26 protein-coding genes are annotated in these 17,008 nt (G+C 38.2%); 17 read left to right on the plus strand and 9 right to left on the minus strand.

Annotated elements, in window-relative coordinates; genetic code table 11:
• Positions 1–163 precede the first annotated feature (163 nt).
• Together AC6CIB_RS01165 and AC6CIB_RS01170 are read left to right on the plus strand one after the other, a co-directional pair.
• On the plus strand, positions 164–781 hold the full coding sequence (locus tag AC6CIB_RS01165; RefSeq protein WP_498277492.1) for an NUDIX hydrolase: 618 nt from the start codon (positions 164–166) through the stop codon (positions 779–781).
• 1,292 nt (positions 782–2,073) lie between these two features.
• On the plus strand, positions 2,074–2,523 hold the full coding sequence (locus AC6CIB_RS01170; RefSeq protein ID WP_498277493.1) for a hypothetical protein: 450 nt from the start codon (positions 2,074–2,076) through the stop codon (positions 2,521–2,523).
• Positions 2,524–2,556: 33 nt separating this feature from the next.
• Here the strand turns inward: AC6CIB_RS01170 and AC6CIB_RS01175 are convergent, their stop codons facing one another.
• Together AC6CIB_RS01175 and AC6CIB_RS01180 are read right to left on the minus strand one after the other, a co-directional pair.
• Positions 2,557–2,805, minus strand: a complete 249-nt coding sequence (locus tag AC6CIB_RS01175; RefSeq protein WP_498277494.1) for a DUF2164 domain-containing protein — start codon at positions 2,803–2,805, stop codon at positions 2,557–2,559.
• 156 nt (positions 2,806–2,961) lie between these two features.
• Entirely contained in the window at positions 2,962–3,426 is a 465-nt protein-coding gene (locus tag AC6CIB_RS01180; protein WP_498277495.1) for an NUDIX domain-containing protein, read from the minus strand.
• A gap of 141 nt (positions 3,427–3,567) precedes the next feature.
• Here AC6CIB_RS01180 and mscL point away from each other — a divergent pair, with 141 nt between their 5' ends.
• The 3 genes from mscL to cspD all read left to right on the plus strand — a co-directional run bounded on the left by mscL (position 3,568) and on the right by cspD (position 4,972).
• A complete protein-coding gene (mscL, locus tag AC6CIB_RS01185) occupies positions 3,568–3,951 on the plus strand; it encodes a large conductance mechanosensitive channel protein MscL (protein ID WP_498277496.1) in 384 nt (127 codons plus the stop codon).
• An 82-nt stretch (positions 3,952–4,033) separates the two neighbouring features.
• Entirely contained in the window at positions 4,034–4,588 is a 555-nt protein-coding gene (locus AC6CIB_RS01190) for a DinB family protein (RefSeq protein WP_498277498.1), read from the plus strand.
• A 186-nt stretch (positions 4,589–4,774) separates the two neighbouring features.
• The gene (gene cspD / locus AC6CIB_RS01195; protein ID WP_032088076.1) at positions 4,775–4,972 is read left to right on the plus strand and encodes a cold-shock protein CspD; all 198 of its coding nucleotides are present in this window, start codon (positions 4,775–4,777) and stop codon (positions 4,970–4,972) included.
• A gap of 701 nt (positions 4,973–5,673) precedes the next feature.
• Here cspD and AC6CIB_RS01200 read toward each other — a convergent pair.
• Positions 5,674–5,811: a hypothetical protein gene (locus AC6CIB_RS01200; RefSeq protein ID WP_498277499.1), complete on the minus strand. Its 138-nt coding sequence runs from the start codon at positions 5,809–5,811 to the stop codon at positions 5,674–5,676.
• Between the two features lie 256 nt (positions 5,812–6,067).
• On the opposite strand from AC6CIB_RS01200, the gene AC6CIB_RS01205 reads away from it, so the two are divergent.
• The 4 genes from AC6CIB_RS01205 (at position 6,068) to AC6CIB_RS01220 (ending at position 9,348) form a co-directional block, all read left to right on the plus strand.
• The gene (locus AC6CIB_RS01205; protein WP_498277500.1) at positions 6,068–7,573 is read left to right on the plus strand and encodes a glycine betaine uptake BCCT transporter; all 1,506 of its coding nucleotides are present in this window, start codon (positions 6,068–6,070) and stop codon (positions 7,571–7,573) included.
• 175 nt (positions 7,574–7,748) lie between these two features.
• On the plus strand, positions 7,749–8,456 hold the full coding sequence (locus AC6CIB_RS01210) for a Type 1 glutamine amidotransferase-like domain-containing protein (protein ID WP_498277501.1): 708 nt from the start codon (positions 7,749–7,751) through the stop codon (positions 8,454–8,456).
• A gap of 72 nt (positions 8,457–8,528) precedes the next feature.
• Complete coding sequence (locus tag AC6CIB_RS01215) at positions 8,529–8,798, plus strand: hypothetical protein (protein ID WP_498277502.1); 270 nt, start codon at positions 8,529–8,531, stop codon at positions 8,796–8,798.
• Positions 8,799–8,910: 112 nt separating this feature from the next.
• Positions 8,911–9,348, plus strand: a complete 438-nt coding sequence (locus AC6CIB_RS01220; protein ID WP_498277503.1) for a GNAT family N-acetyltransferase — start codon at positions 8,911–8,913, stop codon at positions 9,346–9,348.
• Positions 9,349–9,471: 123 nt separating this feature from the next.
• Here the strand turns inward: AC6CIB_RS01220 and AC6CIB_RS01225 are convergent, their stop codons facing one another.
• Positions 9,472–10,563, minus strand: coding sequence for an AI-2E family transporter (locus AC6CIB_RS01225; protein ID WP_498277505.1), 1,092 nt, complete (start codon positions 10,561–10,563; stop codon positions 9,472–9,474).
• 98 nt (positions 10,564–10,661) lie between these two features.
• Between AC6CIB_RS01225 and AC6CIB_RS01230 the strand changes: the two genes are divergently transcribed.
• Together AC6CIB_RS01230 and AC6CIB_RS01235 are read left to right on the plus strand one after the other, a co-directional pair.
• On the plus strand, positions 10,662–11,450 hold the full coding sequence (locus AC6CIB_RS01230; RefSeq protein ID WP_498277506.1) for a nucleotidyltransferase domain-containing protein: 789 nt from the start codon (positions 10,662–10,664) through the stop codon (positions 11,448–11,450).
• A 48-nt stretch (positions 11,451–11,498) separates the two neighbouring features.
• Positions 11,499–11,642 (plus strand): spore germination protein, encoded by a 144-nt coding sequence (locus AC6CIB_RS01235; RefSeq protein ID WP_498277507.1) that lies wholly within the window; start codon positions 11,499–11,501, stop codon positions 11,640–11,642.
• A gap of 117 nt (positions 11,643–11,759) precedes the next feature.
• Here the strand turns inward: AC6CIB_RS01235 and AC6CIB_RS01240 are convergent, their stop codons facing one another.
• The 3 genes from AC6CIB_RS01240 to AC6CIB_RS01250 are packed head-to-tail and all read right to left on the minus strand — an operon-like array spanning position 11,760 to position 13,019.
• Positions 11,760–12,074, minus strand: a complete 315-nt coding sequence (locus tag AC6CIB_RS01240; RefSeq protein ID WP_149156766.1) for a DMT family transporter — start codon at positions 12,072–12,074, stop codon at positions 11,760–11,762.
• Positions 12,074–12,418, minus strand: a complete 345-nt coding sequence (locus tag AC6CIB_RS01245; protein ID WP_498277509.1) for a DMT family transporter — start codon at positions 12,416–12,418, stop codon at positions 12,074–12,076. The genes AC6CIB_RS01240 and AC6CIB_RS01245 overlap by 1 nt, the downstream gene beginning before the upstream one ends.
• Before the next feature lie 4 nt (positions 12,419–12,422).
• Entirely contained in the window at positions 12,423–13,019 is a 597-nt protein-coding gene (locus AC6CIB_RS01250) for a TetR/AcrR family transcriptional regulator (RefSeq protein WP_498277510.1), read from the minus strand.
• A 241-nt stretch (positions 13,020–13,260) separates the two neighbouring features.
• Here AC6CIB_RS01250 and AC6CIB_RS01255 point away from each other — a divergent pair, with 241 nt between their 5' ends.
• The 4 genes from AC6CIB_RS01255 to AC6CIB_RS01270 all read left to right on the plus strand — a co-directional run bounded on the left by AC6CIB_RS01255 (position 13,261) and on the right by AC6CIB_RS01270 (position 14,854).
• Positions 13,261–13,521 (plus strand): hypothetical protein, encoded by a 261-nt coding sequence (locus AC6CIB_RS01255; protein ID WP_498277511.1) that lies wholly within the window; start codon positions 13,261–13,263, stop codon positions 13,519–13,521.
• 71 nt (positions 13,522–13,592) lie between these two features.
• Positions 13,593–13,958, plus strand: a complete 366-nt coding sequence (locus AC6CIB_RS01260; protein ID WP_498277512.1) for an aminoacyl-tRNA hydrolase — start codon at positions 13,593–13,595, stop codon at positions 13,956–13,958.
• Positions 13,959–13,980: 22 nt separating this feature from the next.
• Positions 13,981–14,325, plus strand: coding sequence for a VOC family protein (locus AC6CIB_RS01265; RefSeq protein WP_498277513.1), 345 nt, complete (start codon positions 13,981–13,983; stop codon positions 14,323–14,325).
• Between the two features lie 49 nt (positions 14,326–14,374).
• Positions 14,375–14,854, plus strand: coding sequence for an NUDIX hydrolase (locus AC6CIB_RS01270; RefSeq protein ID WP_498277515.1), 480 nt, complete (start codon positions 14,375–14,377; stop codon positions 14,852–14,854).
• A 221-nt stretch (positions 14,855–15,075) separates the two neighbouring features.
• Here the strand turns inward: AC6CIB_RS01270 and AC6CIB_RS01275 are convergent, their stop codons facing one another.
• Together AC6CIB_RS01275 and AC6CIB_RS01280 are read right to left on the minus strand one after the other, a co-directional pair.
• Entirely contained in the window at positions 15,076–15,267 is a 192-nt protein-coding gene (locus tag AC6CIB_RS01275) for a hypothetical protein (protein ID WP_498277516.1), read from the minus strand.
• A gap of 614 nt (positions 15,268–15,881) precedes the next feature.
• Complete coding sequence (locus tag AC6CIB_RS01280; protein WP_498277517.1) at positions 15,882–16,079, minus strand: hypothetical protein; 198 nt, start codon at positions 16,077–16,079, stop codon at positions 15,882–15,884.
• A 137-nt stretch (positions 16,080–16,216) separates the two neighbouring features.
• On the opposite strand from AC6CIB_RS01280, the gene AC6CIB_RS01285 reads away from it, so the two are divergent.
• Positions 16,217–16,528 (plus strand): hypothetical protein, encoded by a 312-nt coding sequence (locus AC6CIB_RS01285; protein ID WP_498277518.1) that lies wholly within the window; start codon positions 16,217–16,219, stop codon positions 16,526–16,528.
• Between the two features lie 90 nt (positions 16,529–16,618).
• Positions 16,619–16,930: a hypothetical protein gene (locus AC6CIB_RS01290; RefSeq protein WP_498277520.1), complete on the plus strand. Its 312-nt coding sequence runs from the start codon at positions 16,619–16,621 to the stop codon at positions 16,928–16,930.
• The last annotated feature ends 78 nt before the right edge of the window (positions 16,931–17,008 follow it).

Here is a 17,008-nt window from a genome sequence, read left to right on the forward strand (position 1 = left end):
GCTCCAATTGGAAAAATGGTCTTCTAAGATTACTTCAGTACACAATAGAGTTATAGATAGAATGGAATAGGATGGTGGGGAAACGTATAGTTTGGTCTTGCTTCTTGTTCATACTATAATAAAGAAAATCATAGAATAGATTAGGTGAAAAGGGGGGAATAGAATGGATGTGAATGAGATACTGAAGCTATTCAAAGAGAGAACACCCGGAGTACTTGGAAGTGAAACATTTTCTGAATATGCTATTCTACTTCCTTTGATTGAGGTCAACGGCCAAACGCATGTTTTATTTGAAGTTCGTTCCTTAAATATGAGAAGACAACCAGGGGAAATTTGTTTTCCTGGAGGGAGGATAGATCGAAGTGATTCAGATGAGAAAGCAGCAGCTATTCGTGAGACATCAGAAGAACTGGGAATTCATACCGACACCATTTCAGATGTGTATCCACTCGATTATATCGTGTCTCCTTTTGGGACAATCATTTATCCATACGTAGGCAAGATAAATGTATCCTTAAAAGAATTAAAACCGAATCAAGCTGAGGTGGAAGAAATCTTTACTACACCTTTAACCTATCTACAGGAAAGGGAACCGGACTTGTATAACATCAAGTTCAAGATGGAGCCAGAAGAGAGCTTTCCGTTCAAACAAATCCCGGGTGGAGAAAATTACAACTGGCAAGCGAGAACTATGAAAGAACATTTTTACTACTATGAAGACAAGGTCATATGGGGGCTAACAGCCAGGGTCCTTCACCATTTTGTGAAACTCCTTTCGTAAATGGTCCTTTTAATAAGCTGTATTCTAAAACTTTCTAAAAGTAGTTTTAGAAAAAAATCATGCTGAGAAAGTTGATTCTCGCTGCAGGTGCTCGACTCCTGCGGGATTAGCTGGACAGTCCGAAAAGCGGAAGCGGCTTGCTCAGCCCCGACAAGCATAAGATGAATGGGCCTAAGAAGGCGTTCTTTGCCTTCTTGGACCATTTAGCTTATGACCTCGAGGGGCTAGTCGCCGGAGCTGGACAGGTGAGACCCCGCAGGAGCACAGCAAAGAGGAGGCTCACCGCCCGCCACAAGGAAAGCGAGCGTCCTGTAGCGGAAATCAACTACTACTTTCTCTGTAAATATTGTTATCCCAATCAATTCCACGAGAACAACTATTAGTATTAAACATTTTTAAACATGATTTCAAATTTAAACAAAATCTTTTTAAAAAGAAATTCTACAATTACCTATACTTATTGACATTCGTTTTCAATTAATACTTTTTTCGATAGGGCAACATGTCGGAGAAAGTATTTTTGTTTGTAAATATGTAGCAAATTGAAGTGTTTGTAATAGTTTTGATGGAGGTAAAGAGAAGTAAGTAATAGATGATGAAAATAAGGAGAGGGGAAATCACTATGATTATTCGTGCTAAATGCTGGAGAATGTTAAGTGTACAGGAAAAAATGTTTATCCTTAAAGCTGTATGTAATAAGCATCTCAGAAAGTAATGAATAGGAATTCTTTTTATGCTCTTTAGAAAAACTTAAATTTCCCTCATGTTCATGAAGACATCAGGCCGATATATAAAACGATATTCCTATACCGTTCATCTAAGGTTCCTTTGCTTTTCTATTGGAAATGATTAATCTATCGATATCTTAAAAATCGTCGGGTTGATTTATTGGATGTCATCGATTGGTGGTATGATCAAACCGAAATAATGAAGAATCAAAAAAGCTATATCGAAAATCGGTACGCACTCTGTGTACTAAAGACAAGAGTGAACATGGCTACATTGATCGGGCCACCAAGTGATTTTTCGTATTGTTATGAAACGAAAAAATAGGATGCTAAGTCCTTTCACCACCAGCCTTCAATTTCATCAAAAAAATACACACCTCAACTCAATAAGTCCCCTGACTTCTATCTCAATAATAAATTTTTCATAAAAATCCCCTTTCATCAAATTCCACTTATCATGCATGAAAAATCAGGACGAAAAGCGCCGAGAACAAATGTTTCTGGCACTTTTCATTTAACATTTGGTAAAATAATATAGCACATACATATAAGGGGGACACCTTAGTGAAAGGATCAAAAGTAGTAATCATCGCCGGAATACTTATCGCCGTTCTATTAAGTGCATGTAACCGGAATGCTGCTGAAATGGTCGTGAATGGTCAAGTGATAATAAATGAAAAGGCCAATACGATTACATTCTCAGGAGTGCTCACAGACAAAGCACTTGAACCGGATACTCCGTTTCAAACCCGTTTCTTCCTGCAAGGAACCACGATTAAAAACGCCCTGGGAACCGATCTGATTTATACAGATGAGGAGTTAAAGAGCCGTAAACAGGGAGAATCACCACAAGAGTTTGAGGTCAAGAAAACAGTAGACATTAAAAAACCGGAAGAGATTGACAAGTTGATGAGTGAAATAAAGAACAAAGATAAAGAAGCCGTCACGATTGAACTTGTTAATGATAACGGTCGAATTGATGATCGAGTTCTTCATAACGTAACAAAGGAGTAGGACTGCAATGTCCTGCTCCTTTGTATGTATTGATCATCTAGTATTGACCGGTCTTTTTAAGGCATACAAATCATCTTCGAGAAGAAGCATCTTATCCATCAATACATCTTTAGAATCCATCACTCCCTGGTTATAGAGGTATGGACCAATCTCTTTCATAAAGAAATCAAACCAATTTTCAGCACCTAAATCTCCCATTTCGTCACCGGTCTGCTCATAATAAAATGTCTGAATTCGTTCAATCATTGTGTCTTTCTGTTCTTTTGGTATCTTCGTAAACATGATAGATATTCCTCCCATCGACTTTCTTCCATCGTAACATAACAGCCCGATTACAGGTATGAATCCAAGCCAGCTCTTATGCGTGATAGGTATTCCTCATTACATAGAATGAAAGACAAATAAGAACAAGAAATCAATTGTCATCACACAGATTTATTACTTGATGATTTCACTCTCTTCGATAAAAACTTCCTGACTACTTTGTCGAACGTGCTGAAGAATTCTGTCGTGTATCTTAGGGTAAAGAACGATCGAGTGAAGCTCTGATAAAGGGATCCATCTTACGCCTGTCTGTGAAGGGTCTGGCTGACTGGGGGATAGGCTTGTCCTGGAGGTTCGTCTACATGAAAAAAACAATGAAAGGGTATGTGTTGGTCCATAAAGGTGATTGTTTAGGTGAGGTGCATACTCATAAGTGAACGCTAAAGATCCTACCTCTATCTGAGCTCCTGTTTCTTCAAAAGCTTCTCTTATTACCGCCTCTTTAATCGATTCCCCCTCTTCAACGCCTCCCGCTGGAAGGTTGTAATGAAGGCCGTTTTCATCTTTAAACTCTGCAAGTAAAATGTGCTTTTCTTCCACAATAATAGCGCCTGCCCGAATTCTGATAGGATACAACATACATCTCTCCTTTTGCCTTGTAATACTGAAAGACTAGTCTAGCAGAAAGAAAGTCATCCTACCATATATATTTGTATAATTGTGGCAAACTAATCCTGACAGGCAAAGTGCCTGGACATCATAAATAAAAGGAGAATGCGAATGTGGCAGGAGTTTAAAAGGTTTGCTGTGAAAGGAAATGTCATAGATCTTGCAGTGGCGGTCATTATAGGTGCTGCTTTTGGTAAAATCGTCAAATCCCTGGTGGATGATATCATTATGCCACTTCTAGGTATATTGCTTGGTGGCATCAGCTTTACGAACTTAAAAGTTATGGTTGGAGACGCTGTCATTACATATGGAGTGTTCCTGCATAACGTAGTGGATTTCTTCCTCATAGCCCTCGTCATATTCTTTATTATACGCCTATATAAGAAAATGGAACGCCAAGAAGAGGTCAAAGCGGAAGTGAAGGTCGATCAGAAGGAAGAGTTGCTAAAAGAGATACGTGATTTATTGAAAAATCCCCAGCACATTCCTAAATAAATGAATAATCGACAAATTAAACAAGGAGATTCCCATTATTTATCCAATATATAGTAAGAGAAGTACAAGAGGGGGAGAATCAATGGAAAACAACTCATTATATTTAATTAAAGAAAAAAATGGAATGAAGAAAGACTTTTCTTTACTCCTTTCAATGATGGACTATGCACGGTTCACTTCTATTAACGAAGTGGAGAACTTACCGGTGGAAATGCTTGACTACCGATGTCACGATGAAGCAAATTCAATCGGGATGCTTCTTGCTCATTTTGATGCAGTTGAAAAGATTTATCAGGTCCTGACCTTTGAAAATTTGAGTGATGATGAAATGGAGGAATATGCAACGATGTTGGAACCTGCCTTAAGCTTAGGCAGTAAGGCAGCCGAATTGATTAAAGGAAATAAAGTCGAGTTTTACCTTGATAACTTGCAGATGACTAGGAACCAAACGGTGGAACGGTTCAAACAATTGGAAGAAGCTTGGCTATATGAAGAAACGGACTGGTGGTATGGTGAAAAAGGAAATAACTTCTTTAAATGGTTTCATGTATTTGAAGATGAAATCAATCATAGGGGACAAATACGAATGATCAAAAAACTCTATGCTAAAGAACACAATATTTCAATCGTGGACTAAATCCTCGTTCGCATTTTACAAAAAGACCCATTCATTTTCTTGAGTTTTGCACGAGATTCTGTTATAGTAAGGATAGTTATTTTTGTTCGGTTAATATGCATGATTGAAGAACATTCGTCTTGAATCTTAATCAGAGCAGGAATATAAATATTTTTATGTGCAACTGCACTAGGAGGTACTTGTTTTATGTTACAAGGTAAAGTTAAATGGTTTAACGCTGAAAAAGGTTTCGGTTTCATCGAAGTAGAAGGTCAAGACGATGTTTTTGTTCACTTCTCTGCTATCCAAGGTGAAGGATACAAATCATTAGAAGAAGGTCAAGACGTTACATTTGAAATCGTTGAAGGTGCTCGTGGACCACAAGCAGCTAACGTTCAAAAGTAATTCAATCGTAAAACTCCAAACAGAGTACGTCTGCTGACGTACTCTGTTTTTTTTGTGTCTTCCCACGTCCAGTGGATACTCGACTCTTTTCAGTACGCCTCTATGCTGGTTTTTCCTAAATAATTCTGTTACTGTACTGTTAACGATACTTTATTTACTGGAGTGCTGAATTTGTGGGAAAATGCTAAGAAATTTTTTATTTTTATTGGAGTTTTCATAGGGAGTAACATCATACTAAGTATTATTGCTGGTCTGATTTTAACAAATTTGTATCATAGCAATGGATTTAAAGGGTCTCCCTTAATTGGGACCTTAATCAATGTCGCAGCCGCAGTACTTGCAATTTTTGTTGCGTACAAACCGTTAAAAAAGAAAACACAGGCTTAACCTGGCAGGGGAAATCGTTGGGAGTTCAATCTCCCCTTCATATAATGAATAATGAATTATTCTTATTTCTGTATATGTGCACACTTAATGCCAATAAGAATAAGCTAATCACACTAACCTTTCCGGAACAATCCGGGGAGGTTTTTCTTTGTTAAAGATGTATGAGGGAGATGTTCATTATCATAAGGAAATCTATCCAACTCATAAGAGTTTATGGTTCAAAAAATTCCTCCACTTAGAGGGGCTGGCTTCATAGAAAGAGACTAGTCAGTTGACTAGTCTCTTAGTAAGTATTCAATTGTGTCACTATGTTATTATTGATTTTGTTGGTTTTGTTGGTTTTGTTGATTTTGTTGTTTAGCAGCTTTTCTAGCTCTCTCAGCAGCGTTTTGTTCTTGAGCAAATTCTGCTTCATTTTTTTGTTGATTTGGTTTGTTGTTGTTATTAGTCATGTTTATCACCTCCGTCTACTATAATTTGCCCCGAAATGAAAAAAAGATACATGAAAAATCAATTTAAAAGTGGGAATTTAACATATGCAAATCTAGAGTGAGGGACGGACCTTGAAAAGGTCCGTCCCTCACTTTCCAGTTACTTACTAGTTTAGCACTTGGTAAAGGGGGGTATTAATAAGTTCGTGCATTTATTTTCTATACATACCTATTTCTACATGTTAGAGCTACATCAACGAATGAAGGGGGAAGTCATTTGAAAAATTTCACATCAATGTTTTGGATTGCGATTACAATCGGCATCATTTTTGTGGCTTGGGGGGTTATTTTTCCTCAGGTATTGATCGATATCATGTCCAATGCTCAAGGGGTTCTTCTAGACAAATTTGGCTGGTTTTATCAATTTTCAGCTTCTTTCTTTTTCATCATCGCCATCTTCTTCGCATTTAGTAAATATGGCAAGATTCGATTAGGAAAGGATACTGATAGACCTGAATATTCCACATTGACATGGTTTGCCATGCTTTTTAGTGCAGGAATGGGAATCGGACTCCTTTTCTATGGGGTCTCCGAACCTGTTTCTCATTATACCACTCCACCCTATGGGGAAGGTGGGACCATTGAATCAGCTAAAATCGGATTACGCTATACATATCTTCATTGGGGATTCCATGCCTGGGCCATTTATGCGGTCGTTGCATTGGCCCTTGCCTATTATAAATTCAGGAAGGACTTGCCAGGACTTATGAGTGCCACGTTATATCCCGTCATTGGAGATAGAGTGAAAGGTCCGATAGGGTATATTGTTGATATTGTCGCTGTGTTTGCTACGATTTTCGGTGTGGCGATTTCACTTGGAATTGGTGCACAACAAATTAACAGTGGACTAAATTACCTGATGGGAACCCCGATTGACTTTAAAGTTCAGCTTATCATCATGGGAGTTGCAACGGTTCTATTTATTACTTCTGCTGCTACTGGTTTATCAAAAGGAATTAAATATTTGAGCAATGCCAATATGGTATTGGCGGTCTTGTTATTCATTGTCTTTCTCATCGCAGGTCCAACGCAATTTGTCCTGGAATTGTTTTTGACCACTTTTGGGAGCTATGTTCAAAACCTTCCTAGTATGGGGTTACGCTTTTCACCATTTAATGTGGAGAACAATCAGTGGGTAAAGGATTGGACGATTTTTTATTGGGCATGGTGGATCTCATGGACACCGTTTGTGGGAACTTTTATTGCAAGGGTTTCAAAAGGGAGGACTGTCAGGGAGTTTATCATCGCCGTCATCATTGTGCCTACAATCGTATGCGCACTATGGTTTGGAGTATTCGGAGGAACAGGATTGTATTACGACTTTGTTCAAGGTGTAGATATAGCGGGTCAAAGTTTGGAGACGGCACTATTTTATGTATACGATCAAATGCCTCTAAGTGGTGTCCTTTCAATTATTTCCCTAATCTTGATTATCACTTTCTTTGTGACGTCGGCCGACTCGGCAACATTTGTGCTGGGGATGCAAACGTCTAATGGAAGTTTGAACCCTCCATTCTTCGTGAAGTTCAGCTGGGGGATTATATTGGCTGCCATTGCGGCGGTTTTGATGGGGACTGGCGGTATCAGCGGATTGCAAGCCGCCACCATCATCACAGCCTTACCATTAGGCATCATCTTATTTATCATGACATATGGATTAATTCTTTCATTCCAAAAAGAAATGAAGATAAAAAAGAATAGAACGTCTGTTGCTCGTAAGTGATTTACTTACTTAACAGGAGATGAATTCAAATAAGTGAAAAACCCTCTATTTCGTATAGAGGGTTTTTCTATTGGATTTTTTTCTTGAATTAAAAAAATGTACGCCAACTCCAATGATTTTGATAGGATTAAGATACTTATTGGAAAATTTTGAATAGAGGGAGAGTGTTGATTCAATGAAACAAATTATCGCAATGGGTGGGGGCGGATTTTCGATGGAGCCTGAGAACCTGCTCTTAGATCAATATATTTTAAATCAGGCCGGGGAATCAAAGCCAAAGATTTGTTTTTTGCCTACGGCCAGTGGAGATGCAGAAGGGTATGTTGAGCGTTTTTACAAAACGTTCACCTCTCTTTCGTGTGAGCCTTCACATTTATCACTATTCAAATTGCCAACCAAAGATTTAGAGGAATTCCTACTTGAAAAGGATATCATCTATGTGGGTGGGGGCAATACAAAGAGTATGCTCGCCCTATGGAGAGAGTGGAAGGTAGATTCTATCCTCAAGAAAGCTTGGGAATCAGGGACGATTCTTACAGGTTTGAGTGCAGGCTCGATCTGTTGGTTTGAAGAAGGAATTACTGATTCGTATGGTGAAGAATTAGAAACGATTAAAGGTTTGGGATTCTTAAAAGGAAGCCACTCCCCTCATTATGACGGCGAAGAAGATCGGCGTCCTCTTTTTCATTCATTTATCGGTAAAGGGAAACTTCAAGCAGGCTATGGGGCGGATGATGGTGCTGCTTTACATTTCATTGATGAAAGTCTTTATAAAGTAGTGAGTTCAAGAGTTCATGCTTCCGCCTATTGGGTCGAGAAGAGAGATGGTGATATGCAAGAAACGGTTCTATCGACAGAATATCTAAAAAAGGTAAAAAGATAGTTCCTGATTCAGCATACTTTCAAATTCGATGACATAGGGATAGTGATGAGAATTTCTAAGGAGGAGAACATCATGGCTGAAGACAAACGAAATACTCCAAGTGACTTAGTAAAGAAGACGTCAAAGCAAGCCAGCGGACTAGTGAATAAAACGGCGGATACAGCTAACGAAATAATCAAAAGTGTAAGCGGTAAAGGCGGACTTGTAGGGAAAGTGTCAGATACATCGGCAGATTTTGTGAAAAATGTAAGCGATACAGGGAACAAAATGGTCGGGAAAACAGTAGACACGGCAAGCAAGGCAGTCAAGGGTGCATCTAATAAGTTATTTAAAAAGAAATGAGTTAACGAGAGAAGCAATTTCCTATGAATGGTGGATTGCTTCTTTTGTTATACACATCAAAAATTATGATAAAATAGAGATGAAAAATTCGGCTTCAAAATGGAGGGTGAAAATGATTCACATTCGTTTTATTACAGCTACCGATACATATGCCATTAGACAACAAATCTTAAGACCGACGCAATCGTTAGAGGAATGTCATTACGAAGGAGATTTCGACGACAGTTCCTTTCACATTGGCGTTTTTGAAGGAGAGGTGCTGATCAGTATTGGTTCCTTTTATCAGGAGGTACAACCGGGTTTAAATGGATGTCTGCCTTACCGGTTAAGGGGAATGGCCACCCTTAAGGATTACAGGGGGAATGGCATTGGAAAGGAGCTCATCGAATACAGTGAAAAGCTTTTAAAAGAAAAAGGGTGTGAATTGTGGTGGTGCAATGCCAGAATTTCGGCTGGTCCATATTATGAGAAATTGGGTTTAACTCAGTTGGGGGACGTATTTGAAATAGAACCAATCGGGCCTCATGTAATTATGTATAAACAGATATGATTGTTGGGGTGGAGGCAAAATGGAAAATGACATATATAATCCTTAACCTCCTTTCGATACAACTACCACGTTTTTGTCACATCAAAAAGAAACAACCGGGCAAGCCCGGTTGTCTCTCCATTATCATTCTTGAATAGCAGATCTTCTCAATTTTATAAACTTCACTAAATTTAACACAATGGTTTTTGTTACAGCATAAAAAGGGACGGCTAGGATCATTCCAAGAATACCTGCTAAGTTTCCTGCCACCAGCAATAAAATGATTATTGTCGCTGGATGAGTATCCAGGCGCTTTCCTAAAATTAGGGGTGAAAGGAGGTTCCCTTCTATTTGCTGTGCAATCGTGACAACCACGATGACGAGAATGGCTTTCGTCGGTGAATCAAACAGGGCCACGATGATGGCAGGTGCAGCGCCAATAAAAGGACCGATAAATGGAATGATATTCGTTACCGCCCCTATTAACGCCATAACCAATGCGTAGGGAAGTCCAATGATCAAATATCCGATAAAAGTCAGAGTCCCTACAAAGGAAGCTACCGTTAATTGTCCTTGTATGTATGCGGCAAGTGTATCACTCGTATCCTTTAAAGTGTTGATTCCTTCTTCCCGGTAGGCAGGAGGGAGGAATTTTGAAATTGCCTTAGGAAATTTATGGCCGTCTTTAAACATAAAGAATAATAGAAAAGGGACGGTTACAATCAGTATCGTAATACTGGTCAGAACACTCACTAATCCTTTAAGAGCAGTTGTAATATTATCTGGTAAAGTATTGGCAAACTCCATTAACTGATTTTCCACATCTTTAAGTGACACATAATCTTGACTCATCATCCATTTGAATTGTTGAGTCTCAGATAAATATTCGATAAAATTCCTCGTTTGTCTTGCATACTCCGGAAGTTCATTGAACAACCCTGTTATCTGCTTCGAGAGAATAGGCGCGATATTCCCTATGATTAACACCATCACACCAATAATAGCAGCATATAGCACGATTATGGCAATGGTTCTCGGCAATCTTGCTTTTTCCAGGAGATTGACTAATGGGTTTAATAAAAAATACAGAAATCCTGAAATGATGATCGGGAAAAATAATGTTGAAGCGAATACGACAATCGGTTCAAATAAAAATGAAATCTTTGTTGAAATATAAATAATGGTAAGAATAATGAGAATCTGAAGGCTCCATGAGTACATCTTTTTCTTGGTCAAGCTATTCACCTCTATCTATCAACTTGTTTGTGTGATTAAGTATATCAAATACTGAAAGGAAAACCCTACTAATATATATAGGATAAGGAGATTATTTTGTGAGAAAAATCATTCTAGATAAGTTGAAAAATATCGAAAGAGAAGAGAGAGTAAGGATTCTGTATGCCGTCGAAGCCGGAAGTCGGGCATGGGGGTATCATACAGATGAGAGCGATTATGATGTCCGGTTTATATATATACGGGAGGTTCCCGCATATTTAAATCTTCAAGAGACCAAGGACGTTATTGTAAAGTCTACACACGATTCCATTGAATTCAGCGGATGGGACCTTAGTAAAGCACTCAAACTTCTTCGTAAATCAAACCCCTCTCTAATGGAGTGGTTAACAAATGAAAACGTGTATATTGAGCACCCGGACATAGAGAAAGTCAGAAAACTGCGAGACCTGACTTTTTCTCCAACCCGCTGTTTGATTCATTATTATCAAATGGGTAAACGCAATATGGAAAAATATTTGAAAGAGGAGCTCAAAGATTTGAAGAAAATGATGACGCTTATCAGACCGTGGCTTGCTTATAAGTGGATTAGAGAGTATCAAACGTTTCCTCCAAACGGGATGAACGAAATGGTTGACCATATTAAGATGAATGAAGAAATGAAAGATACCATCTCCTTTATGCTGCTATCAAGAGTTAATGGAAAGGAGGTTCCTTTCCCCTGTTTAATGTATGTGGAAAAGTACATAAGAGAAGATTTACTGAAAATGGACGGGACTCTGGAGGATCTTCATAGCGATGACTCTTTTCAATGGGGAGAAATAAACGAAACGTTCTTAAACATTTTAGAAGATGTATGGGGTGTGCATTTAGACAGAAAGGAACGTTAACACGAGCCTTAGGAATGCATAATAGCACAGTAGTGGGGGCACTTGTTATTGGAACGGCTGTTGGTTTTAAATACGATGGTCATTGTAGTTGCGATTACAGCTATATCCTCTTTCGTTATTCCATCAAATGAAATGAGTAGCAGCGATACGATTACCGAACCCTATCGCTCAAACCATTGGTCCCATCTATAAAAGTGGATATTGTAGGTCACGGGATTATTAATTAATATGTATTTTTCAATAATAATCAAAAAGAGTCCAGCCCCCTGAGAACCTCATTTCTCAGGGGGCTGAACACTTTTATAGTAGTCATGAAACAATCTTTAAGCCAATGATACTCCCTATAATGCAACTTATAAAGAATAATCTTTTTAGATCCTTTGTTTCCCTGAAAAAGATCATCCCGATGATTACAGCTCCTGCAGAACCGATCCCGGTCCAGATTCCATATCCCGTACTTACTGGGATATCAAGTAGAGAAAGGGATAATAAATAAAAGCTTATTCCTCCTGCTGCGAAGCTAACGATGGAAGGGGCCAGCTTCTTGTATCCTTCAGAAAGCTTCATAAATGTTACCATCACAACTTCAGAGAACCCGGCAAAAATAAGAAATATCCACGCCATTAATAGGACCTCCTTGTATCTTGTTCCTCTTTATCACTCATTTTGAGGCCGATCACCCCGAAAATCAGTAGTGTTATAAAAGCAACTTTTAACACGCTAATCCCATCATGTAGAAATACCATTCCTACAACAGCAGTGCCTGCGGCTCCAATACCGGTGAAGACAGCATATGCTGTTCCGATTGGCAATAATCTCATAGAATTAGAGAAAAAATAAAAACTTATCAAGATGAGAACTGCAGTGACAATACTTGGGACAGGTTTTGTAAACCCCTCTGAAAGGGATAACCCAGTTGCCCAGCCAATCTCCAAAATTCCACCTATAATAACATATATCCAACCCATGATGCTACTCTCCTTTACGACTTGATATACCTAATTCATAAACCTTCCAAGCCGATTCAATTCGTTGCCGGAAAACTTCCTCTGTGTAATAGTGATGTTCTAAAAAGACACCATCAACTAAACATAAAAAGGAGGCAATAAATTCGTCCTCCTTGATTTCACTAAACAGTTTTTGTTTTAGACCTTCTTGGTAAATTGATACCAAAATTGCTGTTGTAACCTGTTCAAAATGAATGAATTGTTTTTGAATAAGATCTTTAAACACTTCTGGAGGAAAGAATGTGACTCTTTTCCATAGTAGTGCTTCTTTTGTTGTCACTAATCGTTGACAAAATAAGTCAAAGAGTGTTCTTATATTCGTTAGCGGTTCTTGAGGATTCATTTTTTCCTCTGCGATCTTATAGGACGTTACTTCAGACACACTTAAATCCTCCATTACTTCCATAAATAAATCCTCTTTGCTTCGGAAATGGTTGTAGATGGATGGCTTCTTAATACCCACCGCGGTTGCAATTTCCGTTAATGAGGTATCCTCGTACCCTTTTTGGCCGAATAAATCCAATGCGACCTCTTTGATGAGTTGTTTGTTGTCATTTTTCATGTTTATTCACCTTCCTCATTAACTAACTAACGGTCGTTAGTTTTATTCTAAATCCATTTGAGAATTTATGCAAGAGGGGAAAAAATAATCCACTATTCAAAATAATCGAATGTATTTCAGATTTCACACATATAATCATTTGTTGATTTTATATGGAAGGAAAGGGATACACATGATGGGCTTACGGACCAAATTTGTGATACTTAGTATGTTACTTGTTCTTCTGATGGGGCTATATATTATGAAACTGGTGGTTATAAGCAATGAAGATTGGGTAATGATTGAGGAAAAGTATTTTCCGGCGAATGATAAAAAAGGTGCAGAAGGAATTAAATCAGGTGAGGTTATAAATGAAAACATCAGCGATCCGTCATGCTCTATGAAATTTGATAACGGGCACACCTATCAGCTGGATTGTGATCAATATTTAGATTTTAAAATAGGAGAGAAGGTCAAAATAGTTTCAGTTAAGAATAATTATGTGAAACTAAGAAGGAAGTAAATAATACTGAGGTATATTCCATTCTCATGGTAAAATAACAGGTAGTAAATGTAAAAAGGAATGATTAGTGAATGAACATGCGTGATCTCGTTCAATATTTTATTGTTAATAAGGAACTGAATATGTCAAAAGGGAAAACGGCGGCGCAAGTGGCACATGCTGCTACTCTTAGCACACTGTCGCTGATGGCAACGGATTCAGCTTTTCAACACAGGCAATCTGACTTTATAGAGTGGGTACAATCAGGAATGAAAAAAATTGTTCTAAAGGGAAAAGCCGGTGAGCTGGAGAAATTAGAGAAGGAAGGATATTTCAGTATTCACGATAGCGGGTTAACTGAAATTAAAGAGGGATCTTTAACAGTAGTGGCCCTTCCGCCCATGGAAAAGTTTGAAGCAAAAGAGATTGTCGGGCACTTAACACTTTTAAAAAACTAGAGATGAAGAAGGAGGTATTTCATTGTTTTCTAAAGTGGATACAGTACATATATGTGTAAATGATTTAAAAAAGTCTACTCAATGGTATGAAGAGGTGTTGGAGTTTGAGCAAGTATTTGATTCGGGAAAGTATGTTGTGTTTCAAATAGGTCAAGGAGACTCTACTCTAACGGTTCAAGAGGGAGAGGTCCGTCCCTCATCCGTCAAGCCGATTCTCTTTTCTGATGCACTGGAAGAGACCCGGTTAAAGCTTGTGGAGAAGGACGTAAAGGTTGGAGAGATAGAAGAGGATGGGGGGGTTACATTTTTTGATTTCTGGGATTTAGATGGAAATGGCTATGAGGCTTGTCAGTATATAACGTTTTAATTCGGTCTGTGTTTCATTACATTAGCAGATTCAGTGAGGAGATTGATCAATGGGTTACATAGAAGAATTAAGAGAAATTGTTGGAACGCGTCCCCTTATTTTAGTTGGATCGGTCGTCATTATTTTGAATGAGAAAAAGGAAGTGCTTCTCCAACAACGGAGATTTCCTAATGGTTCATGGGGACTGCCTGGGGGATTAATGGAATTGGGAGAATCAACGGAAGAGAACGCGAGAAGAGAAGTGAAGGAAGAAACGAATCTGGCATTAGGTAAGTTGAACTTGTTAAACGTGTATTCCGGTGCTGATCAATACATTGAAGCTGAAAATGGAGATGAGTTTTATGTAGTCACCACAGCCTACTTTACAAATGATTACGATGGAGAAATGAAAGCAGAACACTCTGAATCCATTCAACTAAAGTTTTGTAATCTAGAAGAATTACCTGGCACTATGGTGAAAAGCCACCAGTGTATGTTAGATGATTATAAACAACATGAAAACATAGCCAAGGGTGAGCCGCGTTGCTAAGAAGAAAATATAGCACACGAGAGGGAGGGTCTCGTATAGAAGTAAGAGAGGTTTCTATTAAGTACGCATCTACCGGTCAACTAAAAGGATATCTCTCCCTTGTGAAATTCCACAGGGTAACTCAAGCCCCTATTTGTACACTATGACGTTGATTCCAAAAGATTTGATCAGACAAGGTTCTGATCAGCTTTTATAGTGATTTATTCTATAGAGATAAGAGTTTATTTTAAAGTATCTAGATACGCATAATATGCGGCTAGTTTTTCGTTGTTGTTTGCAGCCCGACGGTTCCCTTTTAATGATTTACCTATCGCGAAGTATTCTTTATGAACAGGTAGAACGTGAATGGTAACAGCTGGACGCCATCTATGCCTATAATTCTGAGGAACGTGAAGCATGGAAAATCGTTTCATAGAAATGCCTCCTTTAAGGAGAAAGCTATTCTACCCATTTATTATTAATTAAGTAGAATCAATAGTCGTTTAACCTTAACCTAGTGAACCATTTGATTCAAATTTCAAATTATTACCTGCAATTCATTTTGAAAAAATATTTTAAAAAGTACCCCCATGAATGGAATCCTTCTTTCGTATTCTTTGGTAAGAATGCAAAAGGTTTGTAGCCATGCAGAGCGAACACACAACTTGGGAGGTATTTAAAAGTATGAACATTGATGATGTACTAGAAGATACCGTAGAACTTGGACAAGAGGATATAAATCGCCCAATCTATCGCATTGACATTGATAAACTTCTGGATTTGACAAGTGATATGTAAGAGGAACATTACTATAAATGAGAAAAGGCAAGCCTGGATTAGGGCTTGCCTTTTCTTTATGCTCGCATTAATAACAGATTGCTTATGCTTGTCGGGGCTGACCAAGCCGCCTCCGCTTTTGGTTTCATCCAGCTCCGGCGGCTAGAGGCTCGAGGTCATAAGCCAGGACTATCAAAAAGGCAAAGAGCGCCTTTCCGGTAGTCCCGACACATATGCTTGTCGCCTCTGGCAAGCCGCCTCCGCTTTTGGTTTAGTCATGTCTTTTATGCTTGTTTAGTAATTCTTTTAGCAGATTAATGATGGTGGCACGTTCGCTTTTGTTAAGGGTTTGAGTCCATCCTGAGATAAGTCCTTCTTCTTCAGGTGATAAGTCTCGCTGCAAACCATCAACAAAGACTTCTTTTATTTCATCTCTTGCATATTTGGGGTTGAAAGATTCATTTCTCATCAAATTACCTCCTTCATTCTCCTTTACTCTTTTCCCTTTGCAAAATAATACAAACATCCAAACTCTCTTGTCACAATTTTGGTTATGTAATGAGTCGATTGAGGCATAGATAGTAAGAAAAATCTAAGGAGAAGTCAATGTCTCTTCCTTTCTTCATTTCCATATTGATCATACTGATTTATATTGTCATTTTTATGCGAAAAAAACTTTCATTCACTTCAAACTCCATACAGTTCATGGTGTTATCGATCATTTCAACGAATTACATTACGATTATGACCAATAAGCTGGAGTGGTTGAGGGCATCAGAGGACGTTACTCAATTTATTAGCTTATTGATAAACCGGGAATGCATTTTGCCATTAGTCGGGATTGTCATGGTAAATGGTTACTTGAATTACGGAAATAAAACTCATCGATTTTTATTATTTGTATCTGAAGCCTTTTAAATACAATTATCATTAATGGAACATATTTATTGATTTGTATTTGGATAGGACTAGGGCTTTATTTTTTGCAGAAAAAGGAGGAGAGAGATAGTGGACAGAATCTATGAGAGGTCATTTGACTTAAACGAGTGGTTTATCATCATTAGTCTCATCGCTCTCCTTTTATTGATCTGGATCACTCCAAAAATATTTTCATTCCTGGAAGGGGTAAGTTATTATATTTATGGCATATCAATAGGAATGTTCTATGATCATACGATTAGTATTCCTCCATGGGATTTTTATGATGTCAATGACAGTTCCGCTTACCAGGCAATTGACTTTATAAGTTACATCATGTATGGCCCTTATAGTTATTTCTTCATATACATATATAGAAAGCTAAAGATAAGAGGGTTATGAATCTTGTTTATTTATTGATTTGGACAGCTTTTTCTCTCTTGATGGAATGGTTCGCGGTCAAAATCGGCATATTCCATT

The sequence above is a fragment of the Rossellomorea sp. GQ25 genome (genome assembly GCF_059758515.1).

Excerpts from the sequence above, each read along its gene's own strand:
- AC6CIB_RS01210 (WP_498277501.1), top strand. The coding sequence starts at position 7,749 with ATGAAACAAATTATCGCAATGGGTGGGGGCGGATTTTCGATGGAGCCT.
- AC6CIB_RS01215 (WP_498277502.1), top strand. The coding sequence starts at position 8,529 with ATGGCTGAAGACAAACGAAATACTCCAAGTGACTTAGTAAAGAAGACG.
- AC6CIB_RS01255 (WP_498277511.1), top strand. The coding sequence starts at position 13,261 with ATGAAACTGGTGGTTATAAGCAATGAAGATTGGGTAATGATTGAGGAA.
- AC6CIB_RS01165 (WP_498277492.1), top strand. The coding sequence starts at position 164 with ATGGATGTGAATGAGATACTGAAGCTATTCAAAGAGAGAACACCCGGA.
- AC6CIB_RS01175 (WP_498277494.1), bottom strand. The coding sequence starts at position 2,805 with ATGTTTACGAAGATACCAAAAGAACAGAAAGACACAATGATTGAACGA.
- AC6CIB_RS01220 (WP_498277503.1), top strand. The coding sequence starts at position 8,911 with ATGATTCACATTCGTTTTATTACAGCTACCGATACATATGCCATTAGA.
- AC6CIB_RS01280 (WP_498277517.1), bottom strand. The coding sequence starts at position 16,079 with ATGAGAAATGAATCTTTCAACCCCAAATATGCAAGAGATGAAATAAAA.
- AC6CIB_RS01270 (WP_498277515.1), top strand. The coding sequence starts at position 14,375 with ATGGGTTACATAGAAGAATTAAGAGAAATTGTTGGAACGCGTCCCCTT.
- mscL (WP_498277496.1), top strand. The coding sequence starts at position 3,568 with ATGTGGCAGGAGTTTAAAAGGTTTGCTGTGAAAGGAAATGTCATAGAT.
- AC6CIB_RS01180 (WP_498277495.1), bottom strand. The coding sequence starts at position 3,426 with ATGTTGTATCCTATCAGAATTCGGGCAGGCGCTATTATTGTGGAAGAA.
- AC6CIB_RS01285 (WP_498277518.1), top strand. The coding sequence starts at position 16,217 with ATGTCTCTTCCTTTCTTCATTTCCATATTGATCATACTGATTTATATT.
- AC6CIB_RS01250 (WP_498277510.1), bottom strand. The coding sequence starts at position 13,019 with ATGAAAAATGACAACAAACAACTCATCAAAGAGGTCGCATTGGATTTA.
- cspD (WP_032088076.1), top strand. The coding sequence starts at position 4,775 with ATGTTACAAGGTAAAGTTAAATGGTTTAACGCTGAAAAAGGTTTCGGT.
- AC6CIB_RS01190 (WP_498277498.1), top strand. The coding sequence starts at position 4,034 with ATGGAAAACAACTCATTATATTTAATTAAAGAAAAAAATGGAATGAAG.
- AC6CIB_RS01275 (WP_498277516.1), bottom strand. The coding sequence starts at position 15,267 with ATGAAACGATTTTCCATGCTTCACGTTCCTCAGAATTATAGGCATAGA.
- AC6CIB_RS01260 (WP_498277512.1), top strand. The coding sequence starts at position 13,593 with ATGAACATGCGTGATCTCGTTCAATATTTTATTGTTAATAAGGAACTG.
- AC6CIB_RS01245 (WP_498277509.1), bottom strand. The coding sequence starts at position 12,418 with ATGGGTTGGATATATGTTATTATAGGTGGAATTTTGGAGATTGGCTGG.
- AC6CIB_RS01200 (WP_498277499.1), bottom strand. The coding sequence starts at position 5,811 with ATGACTAATAACAACAACAAACCAAATCAACAAAAAAATGAAGCAGAA.
- AC6CIB_RS01240 (WP_149156766.1), bottom strand. The coding sequence starts at position 12,074 with ATGGCGTGGATATTTCTTATTTTTGCCGGGTTCTCTGAAGTTGTGATG.